Raw genomic sequence first — 25,212 nt, 5'->3', positions numbered from 1 at the left:
GGTATGAATTGATTCCATTATTCAGAATGAATTCCTTATAGTGAAATGGTTGGCAGATAACTTTAATTGTGAAAAACCGCTGTGCATTCCCATTTTACAGCGGAATGACCCACCAGAAAATTTAGGAGGTTACACCATTATGGCAACAGAAATTGTATTGGCAGGTGCCGTAAGAACGGCAGTTGGTAAATTCGGCGGAAGTCTTGTTGGCGTTCCGGCTCCCCGCCTTGGCGCTTTTGTTATTGAAGAGGCTTTGAAAAGAGCTGGCATTAAAGGATCCGACGTAGATGAGGTTCTCATGGGCTGCGTTATTCAGGCTGGCCTTGGCCAGAACGTAGCACGCCAGGCTGTTATTCTCGCAGGGCTCCCGCAGGAGGTTCCCGCGCTGACCCTGAACCAGGTTTGCGGCTCCGGCTTGCAGAGCGTTAACGTCGCTGCTTCCCGTATTCGTGCTGGTGAAGCGGATGTTATTATCGCCGGTGGTATGGAGAACATGTCCGCTGCTCCTTATGCGTTGCAGCAGGCTCGCTTTGGCTACCGTATGAACAACAATAAGATCGTAGACACCATGGTTAACGATGCTCTGTGGGATGCATTTAACGACTACCACATGGGCGTTACCGCAGAAAATGTAGCGAAGAAATACGGCATCACCCGTGAAATGCAGGATGAGTTTGCTGTATGGAGCCAGAACAAATGCGAAGCTGCACAAAAGGCTGGCAAATTTGATGCTGAAATCGCTCCCCTGGAGATTCCCGGCAAAAAGGGTGCCGTTACCATTTTCAACACTGACGAGCAGGCTCGTGCCGGCTCAACAGTGGCAGGAATCAGCGGCATGAAGCCGGCATTCCTGAAGGACGGTACTGTTACCGCTGCAAACGCTTCCGGTATTAACGACGGTGCTGCCGCTGTAATCGTAATGAGTGCAGAAAAGGCAAAAGAGCTGGGCGTTAAGCCTTTGGCAAGATGGGTTGGCGGCTCTTGGGCTGGCGTAGACCCGGCAATCATGGGCATTGGCCCCGCATTCTCCACCCAGAAGCTTCTCACAAAGCTCAACATGGGCGTTGATGAGCTCGAAGTAATTGAAGCCAACGAAGCATTTGCTGCGCAGGCTCTGGCAGTAGGCATGGAGCTGAAGTGGAACAAAGAGAAGGTTAACCCCAACGGCGGCGCAATTGCGATTGGCCACCCGGTTGGCGCTTCCGGCTGCCGTATCCTCTGCACCCTGTTGTATGAGTTGCAGCGCCGTGGCGGCGGTAAGGGTCTTGCTACACTGTGCGTAGGTGGAGGCATGGGCGTTTCTACCATCGTAGAAGGCTTATAATCAAAATTCTGTTCCCGCCTTTATCGGCAGGAGTCTCTATTTTGTATTTATCGTTTCTCACAATCATTCAGTAACCATAGGGTTATGAACAGCGTGAGGTACTTATTTACCATTGTTCGGTCAGGCGCCCCGCGCAGATTTTTCTGCACGGGCGCTCCCGTTTCAGTTGGTTCGAATGGTTCTCCGCCGCCGGAAGGAATTCTTTCACCCGGCTCCGAAGTACCTGTATTTCATCCGCAGTAGGGGATTGAGGGTTTACGCCTTCACGGCTGCCCGCGGGTGGAGAAATGATAGAAACAGGAGGTCATTCACATGAAAGTTGGCGTAATTGGCGCCGGAACCATGGGCTCCGGTATTGCTCAAGCTTTTGCAGTTACAGAAGGCTACGAAGTAGTTTTGTGTGACATTCAGGAAAGCTATGCAGAGGGCGGCAAAAAGAAGATTCAGGCAAGTTTGGAAAAGCTGGTCTCCAAGGGAAAAATGGAAGCAGGAAAGAAAGACGAAATTCTTGCTAAAATCACCACCGGCCTGAAAGAAAAGGTTGCAGACTGTGACCTGGTAGTGGAAGCTGCTATTGAAAACATGCAGGCAAAACGTGAGTTGTTCTTGGCTTTGCAGGGCATTTGCAAAAAGGAGACTATTTTCTCCACCAATACATCCTCTCTGTCGGTTACAGAGCTGTCCTCCAAATTGGACCGCCCCGTTATCGGCATGCACTTCTTCAATCCGGCTCCTGTCATGAAGCTGATTGAAATTGTTGTTGGTCTCAACACTCCGCAGGAGCTGGTTGACCGCATTACTGAAATTTCGAAAGAAATTGGCAAAACCCCCGTCGTTGCAAAGGATGCTGCTGGCTTTATCGTAAACCGCGTGCTGATCCCGATGATCAACGAAGCAATTGGCATCTACGCAGATGGCACTGCCACTGCTGAAGATATTGACACTGCTATGCAGCTTGGTGCTAACCACCCGATGGGACCGCTTGCTCTGGGCGACCTGATTGGTCTGGACATTTGCCTCGCTATTATGGAAGTTCTTCAGTCCGAAACGGGCGACACCAAATACCGCCCGCACCCCTTGCTGCGTAAAATGGTTCGCGGCGGCGCGCTGGGAAGAAAAACCGGCAAAGGCTTTTATACCTATTAATTTGATTTCACCATGCTAACTATGAAAACCCAGTCGCTTCCATTCTCCGTTGGAAGTGACTGGGTTTTCTAATTGCAAAGTACCTCTGAATACTCTATATATAATGAAAAGGGAATGTAAGGGTTGTTTTCCTCTCTCACCGCTTGATAAAAGAACAGACCAAAGCGGTTGGGCGGCGCGCATATACCGTCTCGAGTAACATGCAGAACGGCGCGAGGCGCCGGGCGCGGTGATAGCCGCCGAGTTGAGTTGCAGTTGCCGGAGTGCCACCCGCTTTTGCGTCCAAGCAGGAATACTTTTTATAGCGACAAAGATGATGTGTAAAAAAAGCGCCGCCTATTATGGCAGCGTTTTTTTGTTATTGATCCATAAATACCAACAGACCGTTAATAAATTTCTTTATATTGATCTTACCACCAGAAGAGCGTTTTCCACGAATAAAATCCATCTCTGTTTTGATCCCCTCAAAAGAGAAGAGGGTGCTTGAATACCGTGTGAAGGTATCATTCATAAAGTCTTCGATTCCCAAATTCGCTAGGTTCGACATTCCCTTTGCAATGGCACGGCGAATACGCTGTTCCATACTCTTTGGATTATCGCTGAGCAGTTCACAGAGCTTGCCAATGTTCTCTTCCGCCATACTGGTTTTCTCATGGTCATACAAGTACTGGCACACCGTAACAATGTCTTTCGAGCCTTTTTCACCAGACATGCCAAGTTGATTTAAGATATATTGCAGTCTTCGAACAGGAGTATCCTTATCATCTTTTTCTACCGCCGCAGCTGAACCGATATCAACTTGGAACATTTTTCGAATATTGGATAAAGTCTGCTCCATTTGAATCTGCCGGGTAATATTTTCAATGACTCGTTTAATCTCTATGACATTGATGGGCTTACTGATAAAGAAATCCACACCCGCATTATACGCTTTCATAATAAGTTCTTTATTCGATACCTGTGAAATCATAATACATTTTGCAGTACTACCCATTTCACGCAGAGCAGAGACTAACTGTATTCCATCAACATTTGGCATTAAAAAATCAACCAGAACTACGTCCGGCTTTAACGCCATAATCTCCTCCGGATTCGGAGCCTTTCCTTCTGAGTCACCGCACACACTGCCTAAGTTATGGTTTTCAATAATATCTTCCAGGTTATTGATTACTGACATATCGTCTTCAACAATGTAAAAATTCATATAATACTTTCCTCCAGCTTTTCCGCGGGGATGATTACACGGAACTCCGTTCCAACCCCAAGCTCAGATTTTACCTCAATAGAACCGTGAAATTTTTCTTCAACCGTCATCTGTACCCCTGACAGACCTACTCCTCGGTAAATATTCCCGGTCTCTTCATCAAATTTAGTGGAAAAACCCATTTGAAAAATACGATCCATTGCTTTTTTCGGTATCCCTGGCCCATTATCCGCTACCGTAAAAACAATGTGTTTATATTCCTTCACAACAGAAACCAAAATCCAGCCTTTATAGCCTTTCTTTTCAATTGCCTCAATTCCGTTATTGACTAGATTCACTAAAATCAGCATTAAAGCATAATGGTCAGCAACTACAAACTCATCCTTCACTTTAAAATCCAACTGAATGTCGAGTCTGCGCGCTTCAAGAACGCGATACGTGGATTCTTTCAATATTTGCAACAGGTCACGAATCCCCATCTGTTCTTCACTGTATTGTTCATCAATTTCTTTTTGTATTCCCTGCATAATGCGAATATAGTCTTTTTTTATTTCATGAACATCACGTGCGATTGAGAGAGCCATCTTCTTTAGCTCGGGCTCAAGATCCAGCACAGAGAGCTTTTCATACAGGCGGTAGGCATTGCTCATCGCCGACTCAATTTCTTCTGTATTTTTCTCCATAAAATACACTTCGTTTTTCAGACGTGTCGTCATAAGGTATAACCTTTGGTAGCGGTTTTCATGCTCCATCTTTTTCATGAGTGCACGATAATTCTGTTCCCCTAACAGAATCGACCCCGCAACGATGGTACGGGCTACCGCAATACCAAACAAATAAATATACATCTGTGTTTCAATACTGTTGTAACGCATTCCGGTACGCAGGCCAACTTCAAAAAAGTTAGCACAAAAATCGCTGAGCGCCATTCCAACAATCAGTTTTTGAAACGGTATGGTGTGCTTGTTTTTTACTAAAAGTGAAAACAGCAGCCCATATGCCACATAAAACAGACCACCTATGAGCGCAACCGTCACATTGTCCTGCAATTGCGATATTCCAGAGCTTATTAAAAACAAACGTACAACAAAAACCATAGCACCGGTAACGCAACCAATTGCCGCCGAATTTTGGTCTTTAGCGATGGTCATTAGTAAAACCGGGAATAAAATGACTGCTGCCGAAATTCGGAAGTTATCTGTAAAAAAATTAAAATATAGCTGAGAGGAAAAAGTAACAATAATTGCAATCAGCAACATTCGCTTCCAGTGTTTTAAATCCAACATTTTCTTTCCCCTTACCGCAATACTATTCTCTCCCCTTATCTTCTTGTTTTCCTCCCATTTATTGCTTAACGAATTGGCTGAATTGAGCCATTTAACAGGGAGAAAACACCTCCTAAAAAAAAGAAAACTTTGAAAGAAAAATACTGTTAATATATAACTATAATTATACCATAGCTTTTCGTAAAATCAACTATATACGCGGATTCGGTGAAAAAGAGTGATTTTTTATGTATTATTCAGTAATTCGAAATTCTATCAATAAAAAAAACTGTTTTTTAGACGTTTTGAATATCAAATAATTGCTCGAATGAACTTGTAAGAATTGGTATTTTTTTGAATCGAAATTACTCATCCTTTTTGCACTCCGAGCTTGTTTTCCAACACAAAACAAAAGGTAAAGGTAGAGAAAATCGATCAATGACTTTTTAAAAAATCTCCCGTATTCGTAATGAATACGGGAGGGAGAAAAAACTTATTTACCAATTCTGTTGCCCGGGAAAGCAATTGGTTTACCGTTTATAACCTCCACAATGCCCTGTGCTGCAGTAGAACAGCTGCGAACAACTGCCTGCCGGGTTATTGCCGCAGTGCCGGGAGTTATAATAACGTTGTCCATCTCCAATATTGGATTGCCGTATTCAACCGCTTCAGAGTCAAGCACATCGATTCCGGCGCCCCAAATTAAGCCCTCATTAAGTGCCTGAGCCATGTCTGCTTCAACAACAACATCCTTGCCCCCACAATTAATGAATAAAGCTTTTGGTTTCATCATTTGAAAAGCAGAATAATCCATGCTGCCTCTGGTAGACGGCAGAGAGGGCAAGTGTATCGTAATAATATCTGCTCTTTCTAGCACTTCGTCTCTATGGTTTAACAGGCGGATGGGCGCCTTCATTTCCTCTTGCTTTGCATTGGGGGCGTAACCGACTACATCCATACCAAAACCGAACGCCGCCTTATTGGCAATCATTTGGCCAATTCGACCACAGCCTATAATGCCAAGCGTCATACCCTCAAGCTCATATGTATCTTGCAATGCGTAGCGCACATCACAATTCCCAGCTCGAAACTCACTGTCCACACACTTATAGCGGCGTGCAGCCATTAACATTAGCATCATAGCGTGCTCTGCCACCGCGTTGGAATTGCACAGCGGAGCATAAACTACTTGAATGCCTTTATGTGTTGCATACTCTACATCAATATTATCCAGCCCAGCGCCTTGTTTTGCAATCACCTTCAGGTTTTTCGAAGCATCCATCATTGCGGGAGTTACTGCTTCATTATGGCACATAATCGCATCCACCTGATGCACCTGAAGCTCATTAATGAAACACTCTTCGCTATGGCCATCCGTAATCAAAAGCTCAGCGCCGTCATCCCATAAGATTTGCTTTCCGGAAACATCGAGTTCCTTTAAAAACAGTACCTTATACTTCATTACTCTCAAGTGCCTCCTGCTTTGCTGTAAACAAATAAATAGGCGGGCGCAGAACGCCCGCCTATCCCAAACAATATAATTGTTAGTGTTTCTTAGAATACACCCTGTGCCAGCATAGCATCTGCAACCTTTTTGAAGCCAGCGATGTTTGCACCAGCAACCAGATTGTAGCCCAGGCCGAACTCTTCAGCAGCAGCAACAGAAGAATCATGAATGTTCTTCATGATCTGGTGAAGCTTCGCGTCAACCTCTTCTTCGGTCCAAGACAGTCTCTCGCTGTTCTGAGACATTTCCAAACCGGAAACAGCAACGCCACCAGCGTTAACAGCCTTAGAAGGAGCAACGACCATGTTCTTCTGGCCCATCAGGTATACCAGAGCATCGTTGGTGGTGGGCATGTTAGCAACTTCGATATAGTATTTAATGCCATTAGCAACAATTTTCTTTGCCTCGTCCATGTTAATGTCATTCTGAGTTGCGCAGGGGAGAATAACATCAACTTTACGGCCCCAAGGCTTCTCGCCGGGGAAGAATTCTACGCCGAACTTGTCAGCATAATCCTGAACCTTGTCACGGCCGCTGGAACGCATCTGAAGCATGAATTCAATCTTCTCTTCAGTTACGATACCATCGGGATCGTAAACGTAGCCGTCAGGACCAGAAATGGTAACAGCCTTGCCGCCCAATTCTGCAATCTTCTTCACTGCGCCCCAAGCAACGTTACCGAAGCCGGAAACAGCGAAAGTCTTGTCCTTAATGGAATCATTTTCATGTTTAAGAACTTCGTTTACATAGTAGATTGCACCAAAGCCGGTAGCTTCGGGGCGAATTACGCTGCCGCCGAAAGAACGACCCTTACCGGTGATAACGCCATTCTCAAAAGCGCCACGAATACGGCGATACTGGCCATACATGTAAGCAACTTCTCTTCCGCCTACGCCCAAGTCGCCAGCGGGAACGTCGATGTCGGGACCAATGTGACGATACAGCTCGGTCATAAAGGACTGGCAGAAGCGCATGATCTCTGCATCGCTCTTACCACGGGGATCAAAATCGGAACCGCCCTTAGCGCCGCCCATAGGCAGAGTGGTCAGGCTGTTCTTAAAGGTCTGCTCAAAGCCCAAGAACTTGATAACAGACAGGTTTACGGAAGGAGCGAAACGCAGGCCGCCCTTGTAGGGTCCGATTGCTCCATTGTACTGTACGCGATAGCCACGGTTTACGTTAACCTTACCGGCATCGTCAACCCATGCTACACGGAATTCGATGGTACGCTCGGGCTCAACCATTCTCTCGAGCAAGCCAGCCTTCTCGTACTCAGGATGGGCTTCTACCACAGGAGCCAAAGAAGTAAGAACCTCTTCAACTGTCTGCAGGAATTCGGGTTCGTTGGCATTTTTCTTCTGGGTTTCTTGCAACACTCTTTCAACATACGCGTTCATAACAAAGACCTCCATAAAAAAATTTTTCTCTAAAAATAGGGAAAATATACGTAAATATTACAAAAAGGATTTGCAAATTTAAAATTTGTGCGAACACTCCTTTCAAATTTGCTTTTCCTGTTTTGCTTAAAGTAACGTCGCGCTATTTTCAGACTCGGCATGCAGTATAAAACCACACAATTCATCCTGAACTGCCGAACTTCTTTTATCCACGCTCTGCCGCCCAGAAGACCGCCGGGCGGCAGAACCACACACTTAGTTAAGCGAATTTAGTAGGGAAGCGAAATCACGGAGTCCACCAGTTGAGGAAGCCGGTAATCGCTGCTGCGTTGACGAAGTCGATAAACAAGCCGCCAACCATGGGGATTACGAAATATGCCTCTCTTGCAGGGCCATAGCGGCGGGTAATCGCCTGCATGTTAGCCATTGCGTTAGAGGTAGCACCCATTGCAAAACCGATGAAACCAGCGGTCTGAACAGCTGCGTTGTAGTTTTTGCCCATTACATTGAATATTACATAGTAAGCGAACAGATACATCAGAACGATCTGAGCTGCAAGTGTAATAATCAGCGGCAGAGCCAGATTAACCAGCTGCCACAGCTTGAGGCCCATCATCGCCATTGCGAGGAACATGTTCAAGGACAAGTTACCAAGAACATCGATTTCTTCTGCCTGGAATTTCTTACCGCCAGCATCAATCACATTACGCATAACAGCGGCAACGAGCATAGCGCCGATGTAGCCGGGGAGTGTAATGCCAGTTGCGGCCTTCAATCCAACGGAAACGAGCTGACCAATACCGATTGCAACTGCAAGAAGCATGCAAGCCTGAGTAAAGTCAAAGCTGGTGCTCTTGAAGGTCTCACCATCTTCACCGTCTACGAGTGCTGCTTCAGTGGATTTGAGGTTGTGCTTGCGAATTCTTCTTGCTGCAGTGGGTCCGCCCATAATGGAACCCATAACAAGACCGAAGATCGCTGCGGTAACACCAACAAGGGAACCCGAGCCGCCCATGCCGTAACCGCCCTGTGCGATTGGAGCATCCATGGTAGCACCAAAAGCTGCTGCTGTGCCGGGGCCACCGATCAAAGCGGTGGAACCTGCTGCGACGCCGAGTCTGGGATCCTGGCCAAATGCAGCCATGATGCCGCCGCCCAGGAAGTTCTGCAGGAATGTCATTACAGTTGCGAGTACCAACATAATGATAATGGATTTACCGCCGCTCTTGAGCAGCGGAATGCTTACCGTAAAACCGACGGTGCAGAAGAACACCAACATAAAGAAGGACTGCAATGTGTCGTTAAACGAAATTGACATAACACCGGTTGCATTGAGAACTGTGTTCGTCAAAGCAAAGAAAAGTCCTCCGACCAACGGTGCGGGAATGCATTTTTCTCTAAGAAAGCGAATTTTGTCTACTAAATAAGTACCAACCCAGAACAGAATAGCTGCTATACCTGCCGCCAGGTACATGTTCAGGCCTACTGTCGTCATACCAGCATCGTTGGTAGCGACATCAATAACTCCTTTAAGAGCGCCCATAAAGTTTTCCTCCTACAACAATAGAAATTTGGTTGTCTGTAAGTATGACACCGCAATGTCAAAATGCTACAGAAAAATACAATAACGTCAAAGTTACAATAAATTTTATTTGACGCCGGAGCATTTTTTATCCAACATAACCAAACCAAAAGCTTTGTTCTCGTTATTCTGCCAAAAGCCCTATGCTGGAATACTCCTTATTCTGCCAATCCCGTGGCTTTTCATGAGCAACCACGTGCTCCGCTACAGCACTGTTCCCGCTAACGCTGAAATATTCAGCGGTGGAATACGAAACGCAGGCTGTGCAATATGTTTCACTCTGCCTTGCCTGAAAGCTAATCTATTATGTACAATAGCTTTCCGATTTCTTTACTCTTTAAAAACAAATTGGAATACCGTTTTTATAGAGCAATGTGAATTGCGGAAGAAGGCTCTTTCATACCAATGCGCTTTGCTACCTGAACGTAAACCTCCGGGTCGCCTGAAGTGCAAATGGTAAAGCTCCCTTCCTTTTCCTCGCCCAAAGAGTTATTTTCCTCTAAATAACTGCGAACGGCGTTCGCCTGTTCCAGAGCCGGATTAATGTAAGTAATCTCCGGGAAACACTCTCTAAAATTCGCCTCAATTATCGGGTAATGTGTACACCCTAATATAATGTGCTGAATCTCAGAGTCTTTGGATAAGATGTAGTTGATCTGGGTACGGATCTCTGTGTTAATTTCTTGCTGGTTAAAGTCACCTCTGTCAACCAGCCCCGCCAGTAGTGGGCTGCCCTTGCCGGTAACCTGTACCGTAGGGTCAAGCTGATGAATTAACTTATCATAGTTCCCTGTTGCAACTGTAAACTCGGTTGCCACAAGCCCTACCCTTTTAATTCCCGAACGCGCAACATATGCAGCGGAAGGAGCTACAATGCCAACGATCTTAAAATCAAAATCTGGTGTTAATACATCAACTAGGGTTGAGATGGTGTTGCAGGCAATTGCTACCACTTTTACTCCCCGCTCGCCCAAATAGCGGAGCATATTGCGGCTCAACTCTGCAATCTCGTGTGCCGTTCTGTTTCCGTAGGGACAATTGGCACTGTCACCAATATACAGGATGTCCTCATGAGGCAGGATACGTTGGATTTCTTTTGCTACCGTAAGCCCGCCAATGCCGGAATCCATCACCCCTATGGACCCCTTTAAAATTGACATAACAGCCTCCTTTTTTCCCGCCGGGCAGTCACCTGTCCGAGCTGTCGATTTAGAATACGCCCTTATTATAGTGCATTTGTTTTGCAAAGGCAATAGCCCGAAAATGACGGCCAGCAGTGGATTTTGGCGGTGTTTGTCTACACCTCGAGGACACATATACATCTATTTATACCATCAATAAATCAATTTATTTTTGTCCTTTTTATTCACTGTTTTTCGCGTCTTTTTTACTATCCCTTGTGCCTATAAAACACACCCCGTTTATTTTGAATTTATCACCGCCCTTCTTACCATAAAAAACGGATTCACAGCAGAGACTTTCTTCCTTGATTGAAATAAGGCGCGAAAAATGCCGAAAAAGCAACAAAATGCTTCTTTTCGTTTTTACTTCCTTCAAATTAGAGATGAAAATAGTCGAATTGCGTCAAGAAAGAAGTATTGTGTATTAAAACTACTTATGTGTATGTTATCCCCCATATATTGATTCCTTACAAATTGTAGTATTCTGAAGTATTGTGAATTATATAAAAATTTTGCACGGTTTCCACTCATGGGCCCCAAAACAATTCTATACAAAGCTACCAAATCTATGGCAAGTGTTTTTCTTATTCTGTCCTCCAAATAAATACATATTATTCTATAATCCAATAAAAAAAATATGAATTTTTTTTGAACTCGCCATAAACGCTGGTTTATAGCCCACTAAAAATCGGCACGATTCCTCAAAAAAAGGACTCTGTCCTCCCCAAAAAGAAAGATAGAATCCCAAAGAAAAATAACCGCTCTTCTATATAACAAAGCTCTTATCCCAAAACATACTGCGTAATTAAATCGTAAACCTGGAACAAAAGCTCCTCCATTTGATTTTCTTTATCTTTAAAAAAGTTGAGCTCCAGTACAATGCCACCAGAAAGAACCAGCTTTATTTCGGCATCCAAATCCAGAGTACCTGCTGTTTCAAGGGCATAAGTGACAATACTGCGGTAGGGTACCGAAAAATATTCAATCTTTTTCCCGGTTATTCCTTGTCGGTCTACGATTAAAATTCTCTTATCTGTAAACGCTGCCACATCCCGGAAAGTCTTCACACAAAACTGAAGCTCCTCCGACGAATGCAGCAAGCGCTTTATTTCTGGTGTAGGCGATTCTTTCCCGTAAAATAAAAATGATTTGTTTACAACAGCATCTCCCATCGTAATCCTCCATTCATTCCAGCGGCGGTTTCGGCTTTCTCCAGCGGGCCTTTCCGGTAATGGATTCTATCGGTATCTTTACAACCTCCATACGGTCTACTCCGCCTTGCATTTTCTTTTCTAAGAATTCTCCACCCTCTGGCATACCGTATTTATCGCACAGCATTTTGAGTGCTTCGAGTTTTTCTGTTCGATCTATTATAAATTCTGCTGAACCAGTAACAATGGTACTTTCAAAGTCCGTGCTATATTGTTCCGGGTACAGCAGTGTTTGGCCAACACACATAATGCAAACACGGGGGTCTTTTTTTAAATTCTCCAGCTTTTGCCCGGCCACAGCCATATGAATATAAATGGAGTGGTCTTTTACCACAAAGGAAATCGGAACACCATACGGCGTACCATCCTCTGCGTTCACCGTACAAAGTGTTGCGTATTCCCCAGCTTCTAATATTTGGTACGCTTCTTCTTCCGTCGTTTGCCGATCCTTTTTTCTCATAGAACGCATAAAAACACAGCCCTTTCTTAGTACCTTTTGGTTTACAGGCTTTCTTCTGCGTGTATGATACTCTATTTTACTTTATAGCGCAAGTATTTCCTATTTTCACCAAAAAAGCTCTGTGCCGCCTTTCTTTACACAAAATCTGCAATGTGTTATAATTAATTTTACCTATTTCAAAAGAGTGTGAATAAGCAGAAGTTCTGTTTATTTTGTCTTTATTCCTAATCGCAATTACAAATGATACATAATAAAAACCGACTGCACAAAAAGGAGAGCCTTTCGTCATGATATTATCGGGAAAAGAGATTCTAAAACATATGGGGAAAGAGATTGTCATCGATCCCTTCGATGAATCGAGAATGAACCCAAACAGCTACAATTTGTCTCTGCACAACGAGCTATTGGTTTATGACGCCCCTGTATTGGACATGAAAACCCCTAACCCCGCCACACTCCTTGAAATTCCACCGGAGGGTCTTACCCTGGCTCCTGGCCGTTTGTACCTTGGCCGTACCAAGGAGTTTACAAAAACCGAGGGATTTGTCCCCATGTTGGAGGGACGCTCCTCGATTGGCCGCCTTGGAATGTGCATTCATGCCACTGCCGGTTTTGGTGACGTCGGCTTCGCCGGATTTTGGACTTTGGAGATTTTTGTGGTGCAGCCTTTAATTATTTACCCGGATGTTGAGGTTTGCCAGATTTACTTCCATACCATTGATGGGGAATACGACCCGTATTGCAGCGGCAAATACCAAAACAACAAAGGGATTCAGCCCAGCCTGCTCTATAAGGATTTTGAAGGCTGCAAATAAGTATATTATGGTAAGAGAAGACTTCAAGTTGAAGTCTTCTCTTTTTTATCAAAATAAAATAGTGCTTTTCATTATATAATAGTACGCCATGGCAATGAATATCACACTTCTCCACTTTTTCTTTTATTTCATCAATCTGCACGGTTATTGTTTTCCACAAGAGAACGAGAAAGTGGGGAAAACCTTTGCAGCACGCTCTGAATCATCCACCACAATTATTAAAACCGCTGTTCTCATTTGAAGAACAGCGGTTTTTTGATGGAAATAACTATGTAAACTTATCACTCTTGTGTTAGGGACGCAAATGAACCGAACTAAAGATAAGAATTGCTACCGCAAGCAGCAGTGCCTGTGCCACATTTATATTTACCATCAATCCAAACGTGAAATTCACCACAGATAAATCTACCGTCACAGGTTTTAGGCCAAAATCTGCACTCATACCAAGCCAAGAAAGAAGCGGTTGCTTTGCCGTTACCGAACCAAGCAGCTTGCCCAGCACCACTGCCAGCACAAGCAGAATCACCAGAAACAAATTTTTGAGCCAATTATGTTTCATTTCGGTTTTCCTCTTTTCTGTGTGTTACTGTTTTCCGGTTGAGCCAAATCCACCGGTTCCGCGCTCGGTGCTGTCCAGCTCGTCCACCTGCTCCACAGGCGGCAGCAGCACCGGAGTGATAACGAGCTGCGCAATGCGCTCGCCCGGCTCAATGGTATATGCCTCTTGCCCTAAATTACACAAACCTACGCGGATTTCACCCCGGTAGTCGCTATCAATCACGCCAACGCAGTTGGAAAGAGTAATCCCATGGCGAACCGCCAAACCACTCCGTGCATACACAAGCCCCACCCACTCTGCGGTAGGCAGTGCCATTGCCAGTCCGGTGGGAACCATTGCCCGCCCGCCCGGCAGCAATTGCACCGGCTCTTGCAGGCAGGCGACTAGGTCCATACCGGCACTGCCGGGGGTAGCCCGCTGTGGTAAAACTGCGTTAGGGTGTAATTTTTGAAAACGAATGGGTTCCATTGGTGCTCCTCCTGCATGTTTTGTTATTCAATCCCACGATAATACAAACCTCGTGTAAAAGGTTGCTGCTCTTTGTCACGTTTTGTATTTTCCACAGCCCGCAAACCAAGATAATTCCGAAAGATTTCCTCAATTTCCACAGAGTTTTCCACAGTAAATCTTAATACTCCGAAATCTTGCCCCCGAACTTCGCGCATTCGGTCTGCCAAATACAGCGGAACCGAGTTTAAAACCTCGCTGGCATCCCCATCACACATCACAGGGAAGCGAATGCCGCGGCGGTCAGTTAACCACGCGTTACCGCCACACTCCGCACAGCTTTGTGTGCCATTTTTCCCGGGACAGTTGCGGCACAGCATGAGCGGCTGCCGCCCGTAAACCACAAGGCCTCGGGGCAAGTTACCGCCAAGCCCAACAGCCTGCGAGAGCGAAAGCTCAAAGGAGAGTTCTATATCTGCCAACCCTTGGCGTTCCAACCAATCGATAGCCTGGGTATTCATCGCATTAAGAGAAAAACCACCATGAACCTTTAAGCCGCTTTCCAGTGCAAGACCAACACCACCCAAAGTTCCTGCCCATACATCTCGAACTCCGATGCTTTTTAAGGCATTCAGTCGTTCTTTAAGCTGCTTTTCGGAACCGAAGATTCCACGTGGCAGGGCAGCCGCGACTGGGAAGCCACGAGAGAGCAAGTCCTCAAATTGTTTTTGCGGCAGCGTTACCGGCAAATACACCAATTCGCACTGCTTTGCTAGCTCAGGTACATCCTCCACCCGGCGAAAAGAAGCGCGCAGCCGTGGCGTTTTGGCTGGTTTGTGCGGTTGCTGCTCCGGTATCGGTATTTGTGCAAATGGAACCGGATTCCGCTTTGAGCGCATCGTGAGCAATTGCTCGAGAATGTCGCGCCGTAGGCGGTTTAGCATAGAGATCGGCATGGAAAGACCCGGCTCAATATCACAGTTTACCTGTTTTGCAAAGAATGGAGTCCCGCCCATTTTTTCAAGCTGGGTGCGGCAGCGTTCTTCGTCAATCGGCCGATTAAGCGCCTGCTCAGGACATTCGCCAAGCGCTTCCGCTTTATAACCCTCATCATCCGTGGCGGTGAGCGTAACGGGTTTCCCTGCATGCACCGACAGCCCCAGCGAAACCGGGACGCGAGCAAACTCATCCTTATATAAGGAATGGAGTTTTGCAAATACCTCTTTGGTGGCTCCTGTAACATCTTCCTTGGAACGTATTCCAAACATCGAGCGACCCAGCTTGCCATCCGGATATCCGGTTGTAAAGCCAGATCGAGAAAACACCGCGGATAGGTTTTCGGTCAAATCCGATGGTATGGGTTTACCGTCCGCAGAATAACGGCAAGCAGCTGTTGCAGCGGCAACGTATTCCGGGCGTTTCATGCGCCCCTCAATCTTTGCACTAGTCACACCCGCTTCTTCCAATTCCGAAATACGAGAAAGCATAGAAAGGTCGCGCAGGCTTAAATCGTTGCCTGTACCGCCGGGCACCGAGAAAGGAAGGCGGCAGGGCTGGGCGCACATGCCGCGGTTGCCGCTGCGTGAGCCTAACACAGAGCTAAAATAGCACTGACCCGAAACCGACATACACAATGCGCCATGCACAAAGCTTTCTATTTCAATGGGTGTATCCAGAGTGCCTTCCTTTATCTCTCGAATTTGTTCGAGGGAAAGCTCTCTTGCAACCACCACACGGGGAAATCCATTTTTAGCCAGCAATCGTGCTCCCGCTGGGTTGGTAACCGACATTTGTGTAGATGCGTTCAGCCGTAGCTTTGGCGCACGCTCCTGCAAGAGTGAAACCAACCCCAAGTCTTGTATAATCATTCCATCTATTGGAAGAGTAGCTGCGTACCGGGAAAGCTCCAGCGCGGCAGCAAGCTCCTCCTGCCGCAAAAGCGTATTGAGTGCTAAGTAAACTTTAACACCGCGCGCATGGCAGTATTCCACTGCTTGCCGTAGAGCCTCATCATCAAAATTCTTGGCAGAAGCTCGAGCTGAAAAAGCCGTGCCGCCCAAATAAACGGCGTCTGCTCCGGAGCGCACTGCGGCAACGAGAGAATCCGGCGAACCTGCCGGTGATAATAATTCCATTGTTTGTATCCCAACCTTATTATTGTATAAAATAATAGTACAGGCCGCCGAACGCAGAAGCAGCAATCTCGCTCCTTACAACACGCAGGCAGCCCAATCATACCAATTGCAACACCGAAAATGAAACGGCGCTACTTTTTTGGTTTTTTTCTTTGCTTTTCCAAATATATCACATATAGTGCAAACACAATTATCATTATTATCCCGAACGAATTGGAGGACAAGGGCTGGTTTGTAATTTTTTCCAGAACATTATAGCCAACCAAAAATATCGCAGCCGCAAGCAAAAGTACAATTGTATAGTCTCGGTTGCTCATCACAGCGTCCCTTTCTCTTCCGAACGGGTATGTTCTATCTTTAGTCCGTTTCTTTCTTCTCAAAAAAGCTCATGAAGCTACTGCGATCCAATTCCTCCGGCACTTCAGCGGAGAGCGGGCGGGAGTAATGGCCGGTATGCACGTTTGGCACAGCCGGTGCGGCAGGGCGCAGCTCTTCCACAGGCTCTTCCTCATAAGGAGGCTCGGGCATTTCGGGCTGTTCTGCCGTTTTTTCTTCCTGCACTGGTGCTTTTTGCACTGGCACCTCAACTTCTGGCACCACAGGCGCAGTGAAAGCCGCTTCACGGGCAGCAGCCTGAGCTGCTTCTCCTGCCGAAAGCCGTGTACGCAGTGTTTGTATTTCTTGCTTCATACGCTCAATCTCACGGCGAGCTTCATCCGCCTCCAAACGACTGCGGGAAGAATCCTCTAAGTAATCTTTAATTTGAGACCGCAGGTTATCCGCAGCCGCAGTTGCTTTCTTTGACTCATCGCAGAAAGACAGAGCAGTGATGATTGCGGCCAAAGTCAACGACACACGGTCGTTTCTGGCCATTATGCTCTGAATGCTTTTTTCCACTTCATCCCCAAGTGCGAGCACGTAGGTCTCATTATCTTCTGAGGTAAGAGTACACTCGGTTCCGCAAATATTCAGACGCACCTTAATCTTATTCATGGTGACCATCCTTTCATAGCCTTAGCAGCAGGCTAGCATTGCTAATTTCAATCCCTTTTATTATAAGGCATTTTTGCTAAATAGAAAAGAGCTTGACCCGAATTGCCATATATTCTTTCTTGTTTGCGTGGAAAACCACAGCTTTTCGCAACACACAATTTTGTGAATTATGCTCAAAAATAATCAAAGTTCGACTTGCAGTAAAGAAATCTATCATAACTCACAAAAACAAGAATTAATTTAGATAACAAGGCAAAACTTACGTTTTTTCTTATTTTATTCTGTACGTTTATTAGAATTGTATTTCCATCAATTTTGGTATACAATAAACATAAATCAATCTTAGCATATCTTATTAAGTAAAGCTTTACTTTAAATCAAAATGAATAAAGTTTAAATCAAATCACCCCTTTGATTGCTGCAAGCGGCATTCCGCTTTCGCAAGCTAGGCGCAGCACATTATGAAATCACTTTTATGAGGAAGCGGAGGATAGTGTTACATGAATTATACATTAACAAACGAAGAGATACAAACCCGCATAAAAGAAACCCTAGGCCATGAAATGAGTGTGGAATGGCAGGACGCTACCGATGAACAGTATTACAAGGCGGTAGCTTTGGTTGTTCGCGATATGCTGGTCAAGGGTCGCAAAGAATTTCGCGATAACGCCACGAACTCAGATACAAAAACCATTTACTATTTGTGTATGGAATTTCTTTTAGGCCGCTCTTTGAAAAACAACCTGTTTAACCTTGGCCTGGAGGGTGCTTTCCGCCAAGCACTTTCCGGTATGAATGTAAATTTAGATTATCTTTACGACCAAGAGCCAGATGCTGGCCTTGGCAACGGCGGCCTTGGGCGACTTGCCGCCTGTTTTTTGGATTCCCTTGCCACACTGGGCTACCCGGCAATGGGGTATTCCTTGCGGTATGAGTATGGAATTTTCCGCCAAAAACTGGTGGAGGGCTGGCAAACCGAGCTGCCGGATTTTTGGCTGCCGGGAGGCAGCGTGTGGTTTCAGCCTGTGCCGGACCGCGCCGTAGAGGTGCATTTTGACGGCACCATTGAAGAATCTTGGAACAACCAGTACCACGTGGTACGCCACAAAGACTACACCAAGGTATTGGCAGTCCCTTACGATTTGTATGTAGCTGGTATGGACGGCCGAGGCATCAGCCGCCTGCGTGTTTGGGCAGCAACCTCTGCCGAAGCCGATTTTGATATGAAGCTGTTTAATGGCGGAGATTACCTTCGGGCTATGGAGCAAAACGCGATGGCAGAGGTGATTACAAAGGTGCTTTACCCGGAGGATAACCACCCCGAGGGAAAAAGCCTGCGCCTGACACAACAGTATTTTCTTGTTTCGGCTACGATTCAAGACATTATTCGCCGCCACCTTTCGGTAAACCGTACACTTGACAATCTACCTGAAAAAATCGCCATTCACCTTAACGACACACACCCGGTTCTGGCAATCCCCGAAATGATGCGCATTATGCTCGATGAATGCGGCTATGGGTGGGATAAGGCATGGAGCATTGTACACCGCACCATGGCATACACCAATCATACCGTAATGGCAGAGGCCCTCGAATGCTGGGGCGTGGATTTATTCCGCCGCCGCTTGCCGCGCATATACCAGATTGTAGAGGAAATTAACCGCCGTTTCTGTGCGGAAATGCACGCAAAGGGAGCAGACGGCTATAAGGTTGGCAGAATGGCACCCCTGAATGACGGCTATGTGAAAATGGCCAATCTAGCGGTGGTGAGCACGCACTCCATCAACGGTGTTTCGCAGCTTCACAGTGAAATTTTAAAGCAAACTGTTTTTCACGATTTCTACACCGAAATGCCTGAAAAATTCCGCAACGTGACAAACGGCATTGCCTACCGCCGCTGGCTGAACCAATCCAACCCAGAATACGCAAGTCTCATTACAGAGCTCATTGGCGAAGACTACATTCACAATGCAGCTCGGCTTGACCGCCTGCTCAAATTTCAGAATGATAAATCCGTACTGGAACGAATGGCAAAAATTCGTCGCGATAATAAGGTGCGAATTGCAGCCTATGTACTAAAAAATAATGGAATTGAATTAGACCCCGATTCTATTTTCGATGTGCAGGTCAAGCGTTTGCACGAATATAAGCGCCAGCACCTCAATGCGCTCGAAATTCTTGCCACTTACCAGTGGCTAAGGGAAAACCCCAATGCAGATTTCACCCCCAGAACGTATTTCTTTGGTGCAAAAGCCGCTCCCGGGTACTATATGGCAAAGCAGATTATTCAACTCATTGTGCAGCTGGGGAATACCATTAATAACGACCCGCGTGTCAACCAGAAAATGAAAATTGTGTATTTGGAAGATTACCGCGTCACACTCGCGGAGCTTCTCATTCCGTCCGCTGACATCAGTGAGCAGATTTCGCTTGCCGGTACCGAGGCTTCCGGAACTAGCAATATGAAGTTTATGATAAATGGAGCGGTAACCCTCGGCACACTGGACGGCGCAAATGTGGAAATTCACGACGCAGTAGGGGATGAAAACATTCTTCTGTTTGGTATGACCACACCACAGGTACTGGAACGTAAAAATGGGTATCGCCCGCAGGAAATCTACCAAAATCATTTGGTTCTGCACAATGCACTGGACGAACTCAGCCGCGGCTTCCGTGGAGTGAGCTTTGGTCAAATTGCAGATTCCCTTAAGAATAGTGACCCCTATATGGTTCTGGCTGACTATGATGATTACTCTCGTGCCCGCCGCCTATCACAGCAGCTATACCAGAACCAAGAGCACTGGTACCGCATGGCACTTATCAATACCGCCCATGCCGGGCGCTTCTCCGCCGACCGTTCCATCCGCGAATACGCAACCGAGATTTGGAATGCCGAGCCCGTTCCTCCAATGGATAAGGCTGGGAAATAATATACTCCTCACGCACCTGACCACAGGGTGGCCGATGGGGAAAAGGAGCTTCGTTCTTTTATGTTTGATTCCAGGGACCCTGTATATAAAAACCCCGTAGGAGCCACTCCATCGGGGCACAACATCCACTTTAAAATTACACTTCCCCGCACCCTTGGCTGTACTGCGGCTACACTCCTCATGCAGGAAGATGCAGGTGAGAGTTTTCACTGGGAGCTGTTCTGGTGCGGGATGAATGGCGAAGACCAAGAGTGGTGGGAGTGCGATTTTACTCCGCCGCGCAGCGGGCTGTATTTTTACACCTTTTTGTTACAGACGAACCGGGGCAGTATTACCATCGGCCGTTCATTTGGCGGTCATGGTGATCTTTCCGGAACAAATCAATGGCAGCTCACCGTATATGAACCGGGTTTTGAAACGCCCCACTGGCTTTTAGGTGGAATTTTGTACCAGATTTTCCCAGACCGTTTTCATGCCTCTGGGTGTGCAAAAAACAATATACCCTCCGGGCGAAAAATGCACGGCGAGTGGGGAGAAGAGCCACAGTGGCAGCCGGATGAAACGGGGGAAATTACAAACCAAGATTTTTTTGGCGGAGATTTCAAGGGGATACGTGAAAAACTACCTTATCTTCAATCTTTAGGGGTTACCTGCCTTTATTTAAACCCCATTTTTGAGGCACACTCCAACCACCGTTACGACACGGCAGATTACAGCAGAATTGACCCCTTGCTCGGTACGGAAGAAGATTTTACGCAGCTTTGCAATGAAGCACAGCGCTATGGCATTCGCATTTTACTGGATGGTGTGTTTAACCACACCGGCAGTGACAGCATCTATTTTAACCGCGAGGGGCGCTACCCCGTACAGGGCGCTTATCAATCAAAGGATTCCCCTTATTACGATTGGTTCGAATTCCAAGCATGGCCAGATAAGTACGACTGCTGGTGGGGGTTTCTTACTTTGCCCTGTATCAACGAATGCCGTGAAAGCTACCAGGAATACCTGTGCGGCGAAAATGGCATCGTTCGAAAATGGCTTCGTCTTGGCGCGTCTGGTTGGAGGCTGGACGTAGCGGATGAGCTCTCCGATTCCCTATTGGAGCAAATAACCCATGCAGCAAAGGCAGAAAAGCCTGACGCTGTGATTCTAGGCGAGGTATGGGAAGACGCCTCCAATAAAATTGCCTACGAACAGCGCCGCCGTTATTTTCAGGGAAATCAGCTCGACAGTGTAATGAACTACCCGTACCGCAATGCAACCCTCGGTTTTTTTACCGGTATGCAGGCGAAAGACGCAATGGAGATTTTGCTTTCGATACAAGAGAATTACCCGCCTCAGGTGCTGCGCTGCTTAATGAATCACCTTGGTACGCACGACACGGAACGTGCTCTCACCATTTTGGGCGGAGAAGCTCTAAACGGACGGAACCGAGAATGGCAAAGCCAGCAGTGCCTAAGCACTAACCAGCGAGAGATTGCGCTAAGGCGGCTACGCGGCGCTTCTTTAATGCAGTACACCTTGCCCGGTGTGCCCTGCATTTATTACGGGGACGAAGCCGGTATGGAGGGCTACCGTGACCCCTTTAACCGCAGGTGCTTCCCATGGGGGAAAGAAGATGCTTCCCTTACCCAGTGGTACCGCACTCTGGCAAAGCTGCGGCAAACCGCACATGCCGCTTTGGAGGATTCACCGCTTGTGCCCGTTTGTGCTTCGGAGCGCTGTTTGTGTTATATACGCAAAGGTGAATCCCAGCAGCTGCTAGTGGCTCTTAACTCCGGCAGTGCAGAGGAAGAAATCCCCTTGCCCATAGGCTGGGAGAACGCTACCTCTTTGGTGGGGGAAGCCCCCAATAATGGCGTTCTAACCCTTCCTCCCATAGGATTTTTAGCCTTGCTGCTGTAATGGCAGCAAGGCATTTCTTCCTAAAACAAAATTATTTTGCAGAATCTATTGACTTTTTGTCTGGCTTTGCATATAATAATAAAGCTGTTCCGTCTTAGGACAGGCATCAGCGATTTGCGCTCGTAGCTCAGCTGGATAGAGTGTCTGACTACGAATCAGAAGGTCAGGGGTTCGAATCCCTTCGGGCGCGCCAAGTTAATACAGAGTGAAACCCGCATGAATACTGGATTTTTCCAGATAAGCATGCGGGTTTTGCTTTGTTCTGATTAATCGAAACAGTTTCACTTATATCAATTTTTATCAAATAAAACCATCATTATGTCGTAAAAGTGTCGTACTACAATCAATAAAACGGCGATTAATAATCTAATTTCATAGCTTTTTTAATTGTATCAAGGTCGTTGTGTACATAAATTGATATGGTTACACTAATATCAGAATGCCCCATTAATTTTTGTATCGTATAAATATCTGTTCCAGACTTGTACAAGAGCGTGCCATAAGTGTGCCTCAGCTCGTGTGCACTCAACTTTAACGTGTCATGCTTATGTTTACCTTCTTCTAACATAAAATCGCTTATAACGGGATTGTAGACCCTTTTCGCCCAATTGGTAGGGCGCATATACAATCCTCTAGAATCTGGTATTACATAAAGGTTTTCCACATCATACTTTATTGGATTATCTTTTTTACCTTTAGTTTTTGTTATACGCTTTGGAATCTTTGTTAAAATGGATTTTAGTTCATCGTCGAACGGAATATCCCTAACGGAGTTTTTAGACTTAGGAAGGCCTTCTTCTGCGGCACCGCGCACTTCCTTTACTGCATTTCTCACGTGTATCACTTTGTTTTTTAAATCTATATCTTTCCACCGCAGCCCTAGCAGCTCCCCTCTCCGTAATCCGGTTTTAAGCAGTATTGCTATGGATTCTCCGTTTTCTACGGATTTAGCATAGTCAATCAGCCGGCGCGCTTCTTCTGGTGTATAAGCGTGCTTTTCTTTTGGAGTCTGCTCCGATCTAGGCAACACAATTTTTTTACAAGGGTTTTTATAGATTATATCATCTTCAATCGCCCGTTCAAATATAGCGGAAAGAGTGATTTTTAGCTTATCTAATTGACTGTATGAAAAACTTCTTTTTAAATTGAAAAACTTTTCAACATCTTCTCGTTTAATGGTGGAAAGATTGTACGATTTAAAATATGGGATTAAATGATTATGTACTACTAATTTGTAAGTGTATTCGTATGTGCTTGCAGACACTGTACCTCTTTTTGAGTTTTCCAACCAGTCTATCGCATAGTCCTTGAATTTGACCGTTTTATTTTCAGTCGGTTTTCCAAGAACTTTAATTTGATATTCATTAGCTTGCCTCGCCGCATCCGCTTTGCTGATTGTGCTGTAAAACGATTTTCTTTTTTTGTTGCCGCTGGAATCGGTAATAATTTTTTTAACTTCATAATATATCCCATGATTAGGCGCTTCCTTTGCTGGCCTTCCCATTCCTTCACCTTCCAATAATTACTAAATATTGTAAAATTTTTCCTGTTGTATTTTGTCAATCTTTGGCATATTATTGTATTACAAACAAACAACGTTATTTGTTAAACGCAATAAATGTACAAAAACAACAGATTATTTTATTTTAGCACTTGAATAAACCGAAAGTTTGTTCTATAATAAAAGCACGCTACTTTTGAAATAACGTGCGATTACATAGGGGTGTGATTGTGGACAAGTTAACGGATACAGAAATACTAAATAGGTTTCAATTGCTTTCAGAAAATAACAAAATGCTTATTTTGGGTCTTCTTGACGAGCTATCAGCAAATCAATCTGAGCAACTAAAAAATCTTTGCTGTCAGGCGAAAGATGTTTAATTTTGCTTAAAAACTCTATATCTTCTTTAGAAAAGCCTTCCGCTTCGGCGGTGGGCTTATTTTTTTGCTCTTTTCCCAAAAGAGTATCTGTTGTTACCCCTAAATAGTCAGATATACGAGATAAATATTCTGCGTTTGGAAGAGTCTCTCTTGTTTCCCAAGTCCTGAAAGTGCTCGCTCCTATGCCAATAGATTTGCACATTCTATTTACATTCGAATTTTTTTGATTAAGCAAATCTCTTATTGTGTCATAAAAAGTCATATAAAACACCATTCTTTCAGAATTGTAAACAACCAAACATTGCAACTGTTGTGTAAAACAGCTAAAGTTTCGCACTTGCGAAGAAATGTCGTTAAAACTAGTTGACATTTCGCATTTGCGAAACTATAATGATGGTGTAATCAAAAATTACAGCGACAGACAGTAACAAATCGCACCTTTAGCCGGTTGACTAAAAGCGAAAAAGCCTTATTAAGTTGTCCTGACAGTCACTTATTATATGGTAATTTAGCTTGTATGTCAAGGTTAACTGCGTAGAAATGGGGGTTGGTAATTTATAACAAATAACCAAAAAACAGCGTTTTTGTAGATTTTTGGCAGGGAAGGAGGTGAAAAACTTGAAAATTATTATTGATGGGAGCCCAAAAGAGGTTGCCGCCCTTGTAATTGAGATACAAGAACGGCAAAAAGAAACTGAATTATTAACTTTAAATATTAGCAATGGTGATTCCGATGATTTGGTCAAAAAACACAACGAGCGCAGGAAGATTGTAAGATTTATTTGAGTTATCAAAAGTCACATTTTTAAGAATAATGTATCCGTCATTGCCTTTTAACGGAAAAGAAATTGAAAATTCTTTTTGGTATTCATCTGCGGCATTTTCTGTTAGTTGAGCTATGGCGCCGCAGCTAATTTCGCTTGATGATAATTTAGAAAAATCTGTGTTTTTCGATACTTTGTCTAATGCTTCTTTCACGTCTACGGGTTTTCCTTTAATTACTCCCATTGGAGTAAGCAATATTAAGGAATTGCTTTCTAGAAATTCCGAAAACAGAGAGCTATACATGTGGGAAACTATATTTTTCTTCAAACTTGGATTATCCATTATATTTCACCTCCCCTCTTACCATTATTTTACAGTAGGAGGGGAGAAAAAGAAAGGGGCTTATCCATGAAATCTAAAGCTTTAAAAATCAACCGGTACTTGTGGTATGTGTATGGTGTGGTGTTTGCAGTTGTACTGCTGGCAACGGTGTTGCAATGAGGAG

The 25,212-nt window shown here is 45.2% G+C and carries 20 protein-coding genes and 1 tRNA gene; 6 read left to right on the top strand and 15 right to left on the bottom strand.

Features of this window, described 5'->3' with window-relative positions:
- Nucleotides 1-139: 139 nt before the first annotated feature.
- Complete coding sequence (locus E7L17_RS08275) at nucleotides 140-1,324, top strand: acetyl-CoA C-acetyltransferase (RefSeq protein WP_316322789.1); 1,185 nt, start codon at nucleotides 140-142, stop codon at nucleotides 1,322-1,324.
- A gap of 312 nt (nucleotides 1,325-1,636) precedes the next feature.
- Complete coding sequence (locus tag E7L17_RS08270) at nucleotides 1,637-2,470, top strand: 3-hydroxyacyl-CoA dehydrogenase NAD-binding domain-containing protein (RefSeq protein WP_316322788.1); 834 nt, start codon at nucleotides 1,637-1,639, stop codon at nucleotides 2,468-2,470.
- 358 nt (nucleotides 2,471-2,828) lie between these two features.
- On the opposite strand, the gene E7L17_RS08265 is transcribed toward E7L17_RS08270, so the two are convergent.
- The 8 genes from E7L17_RS08265 to E7L17_RS08230 all read right to left on the bottom strand — a co-directional run bounded on the left by E7L17_RS08265 (nucleotide 2,829) and on the right by E7L17_RS08230 (nucleotide 12,286).
- Nucleotides 2,829-3,674: a response regulator gene (locus E7L17_RS08265; RefSeq protein ID WP_316322787.1), complete on the bottom strand. Its 846-nt coding sequence runs from the start codon at nucleotides 3,672-3,674 to the stop codon at nucleotides 2,829-2,831.
- The gene (locus E7L17_RS08260; RefSeq protein WP_316322786.1) at nucleotides 3,671-4,960 is read right to left on the bottom strand and encodes a sensor histidine kinase; all 1,290 of its coding nucleotides are present in this window, start codon (nucleotides 4,958-4,960) and stop codon (nucleotides 3,671-3,673) included. Before E7L17_RS08260 ends, E7L17_RS08265 begins: the two co-directional genes overlap by 4 nt.
- 472 nt (nucleotides 4,961-5,432) lie before the next feature.
- Nucleotides 5,433-6,401, bottom strand: coding sequence for an NAD(P)-dependent oxidoreductase (locus E7L17_RS08255; RefSeq protein ID WP_316322785.1), 969 nt, complete (start codon nucleotides 6,399-6,401; stop codon nucleotides 5,433-5,435).
- Between the two features lie 92 nt (nucleotides 6,402-6,493).
- Nucleotides 6,494-7,843 carry an NADP-specific glutamate dehydrogenase gene (gdhA, locus tag E7L17_RS08250; protein WP_316322784.1) on the bottom strand — a complete coding sequence of 450 codons (1,350 nt, stop codon included), beginning with the start codon at nucleotides 7,841-7,843 and terminating at the stop codon, nucleotides 6,494-6,496.
- 286 nt (nucleotides 7,844-8,129) lie between these two features.
- Entirely contained in the window at nucleotides 8,130-9,386 is a 1,257-nt protein-coding gene (locus E7L17_RS08245; RefSeq protein WP_316322783.1) for a sodium/glutamate symporter, read from the bottom strand.
- A gap of 401 nt (nucleotides 9,387-9,787) precedes the next feature.
- On the bottom strand, nucleotides 9,788-10,585 hold the full coding sequence (gene murI, locus E7L17_RS08240; protein WP_316322782.1) for a glutamate racemase: 798 nt from the start codon (nucleotides 10,583-10,585) through the stop codon (nucleotides 9,788-9,790).
- A gap of 803 nt (nucleotides 10,586-11,388) precedes the next feature.
- Nucleotides 11,389-11,778 (bottom strand): PH domain-containing protein, encoded by a 390-nt coding sequence (locus tag E7L17_RS08235; protein WP_316322781.1) that lies wholly within the window; start codon nucleotides 11,776-11,778, stop codon nucleotides 11,389-11,391.
- Nucleotides 11,779-11,791: 13 nt separating this feature from the next.
- Nucleotides 11,792-12,286: a pyridoxamine 5'-phosphate oxidase family protein gene (locus tag E7L17_RS08230; RefSeq protein WP_316322780.1), complete on the bottom strand. Its 495-nt coding sequence runs from the start codon at nucleotides 12,284-12,286 to the stop codon at nucleotides 11,792-11,794.
- A 278-nt stretch (nucleotides 12,287-12,564) separates the two neighbouring features.
- On the opposite strand from E7L17_RS08230, the gene dcd reads away from it, so the two are divergent.
- Nucleotides 12,565-13,092: a dCTP deaminase gene (gene dcd / locus E7L17_RS08225; protein WP_316322779.1), complete on the top strand. Its 528-nt coding sequence runs from the start codon at nucleotides 12,565-12,567 to the stop codon at nucleotides 13,090-13,092.
- Nucleotides 13,093-13,384: 292 nt separating this feature from the next.
- On the opposite strand, the gene E7L17_RS08220 is transcribed toward dcd, so the two are convergent.
- The 4 genes from E7L17_RS08220 to E7L17_RS08205 all read right to left on the bottom strand — a co-directional run bounded on the left by E7L17_RS08220 (nucleotide 13,385) and on the right by E7L17_RS08205 (nucleotide 17,226).
- Complete coding sequence (locus E7L17_RS08220; protein ID WP_316322778.1) at nucleotides 13,385-13,651, bottom strand: DUF4321 domain-containing protein; 267 nt, start codon at nucleotides 13,649-13,651, stop codon at nucleotides 13,385-13,387.
- 24 nt (nucleotides 13,652-13,675) lie between these two features.
- Nucleotides 13,676-14,119, bottom strand: coding sequence for a dUTP diphosphatase (dut, locus tag E7L17_RS08215; protein ID WP_316322777.1), 444 nt, complete (start codon nucleotides 14,117-14,119; stop codon nucleotides 13,676-13,678).
- Nucleotides 14,120-14,142: 23 nt separating this feature from the next.
- Complete coding sequence (locus E7L17_RS08210; protein WP_316322776.1) at nucleotides 14,143-16,233, bottom strand: U32 family peptidase; 2,091 nt, start codon at nucleotides 16,231-16,233, stop codon at nucleotides 14,143-14,145.
- 357 nt (nucleotides 16,234-16,590) lie between these two features.
- Nucleotides 16,591-17,226 (bottom strand): cell division protein ZapA, encoded by a 636-nt coding sequence (locus tag E7L17_RS08205; protein ID WP_316322775.1) that lies wholly within the window; start codon nucleotides 17,224-17,226, stop codon nucleotides 16,591-16,593.
- A 500-nt stretch (nucleotides 17,227-17,726) separates the two neighbouring features.
- On the opposite strand from E7L17_RS08205, the gene E7L17_RS08200 reads away from it, so the two are divergent.
- From E7L17_RS08200 to E7L17_RS08190, 3 genes are all read left to right on the top strand, one after another.
- The gene (locus E7L17_RS08200; protein ID WP_316322774.1) at nucleotides 17,727-20,156 is read left to right on the top strand and encodes a glycogen/starch/alpha-glucan phosphorylase; all 2,430 of its coding nucleotides are present in this window, start codon (nucleotides 17,727-17,729) and stop codon (nucleotides 20,154-20,156) included.
- A gap of 60 nt (nucleotides 20,157-20,216) precedes the next feature.
- A complete protein-coding gene (locus E7L17_RS08195) occupies nucleotides 20,217-22,061 on the top strand; it encodes a glycoside hydrolase family 13 protein (protein ID WP_316322773.1) in 1,845 nt (614 codons plus the stop codon).
- A 116-nt stretch (nucleotides 22,062-22,177) separates the two neighbouring features.
- A tRNA-Arg gene (locus E7L17_RS08190) sits at nucleotides 22,178-22,254 on the top strand.
- A 165-nt stretch (nucleotides 22,255-22,419) separates the two neighbouring features.
- Here the strand turns inward: E7L17_RS08190 and E7L17_RS08185 are convergent.
- The 3 genes from E7L17_RS08185 to E7L17_RS08175 all read right to left on the bottom strand — a co-directional run bounded on the left by E7L17_RS08185 (nucleotide 22,420) and on the right by E7L17_RS08175 (nucleotide 25,049).
- Nucleotides 22,420-23,565 carry a site-specific integrase gene (locus tag E7L17_RS08185; protein ID WP_316322772.1) on the bottom strand — a complete coding sequence of 382 codons (1,146 nt, stop codon included), beginning with the start codon at nucleotides 23,563-23,565 and terminating at the stop codon, nucleotides 22,420-22,422.
- 294 nt (nucleotides 23,566-23,859) lie between these two features.
- Nucleotides 23,860-24,204 (bottom strand): helix-turn-helix domain-containing protein, encoded by a 345-nt coding sequence (locus tag E7L17_RS08180; RefSeq protein ID WP_316322771.1) that lies wholly within the window; start codon nucleotides 24,202-24,204, stop codon nucleotides 23,860-23,862.
- Between the two features lie 446 nt (nucleotides 24,205-24,650).
- The gene (locus E7L17_RS08175; protein ID WP_316322770.1) at nucleotides 24,651-25,049 is read right to left on the bottom strand and encodes a hypothetical protein; all 399 of its coding nucleotides are present in this window, start codon (nucleotides 25,047-25,049) and stop codon (nucleotides 24,651-24,653) included.
- Nucleotides 25,050-25,212 lie beyond the last annotated feature (163 nt).

This window comes from Clostridium sp. (assembly GCF_032576335.1).
Lineage (GTDB): Bacteria > Bacillota > Clostridia > Oscillospirales > Acutalibacteraceae > Faecalispora.
Note: the sequence above shows the minus strand (reverse complement) of the source record. Positions and strands in the feature narration are given on the sequence as shown.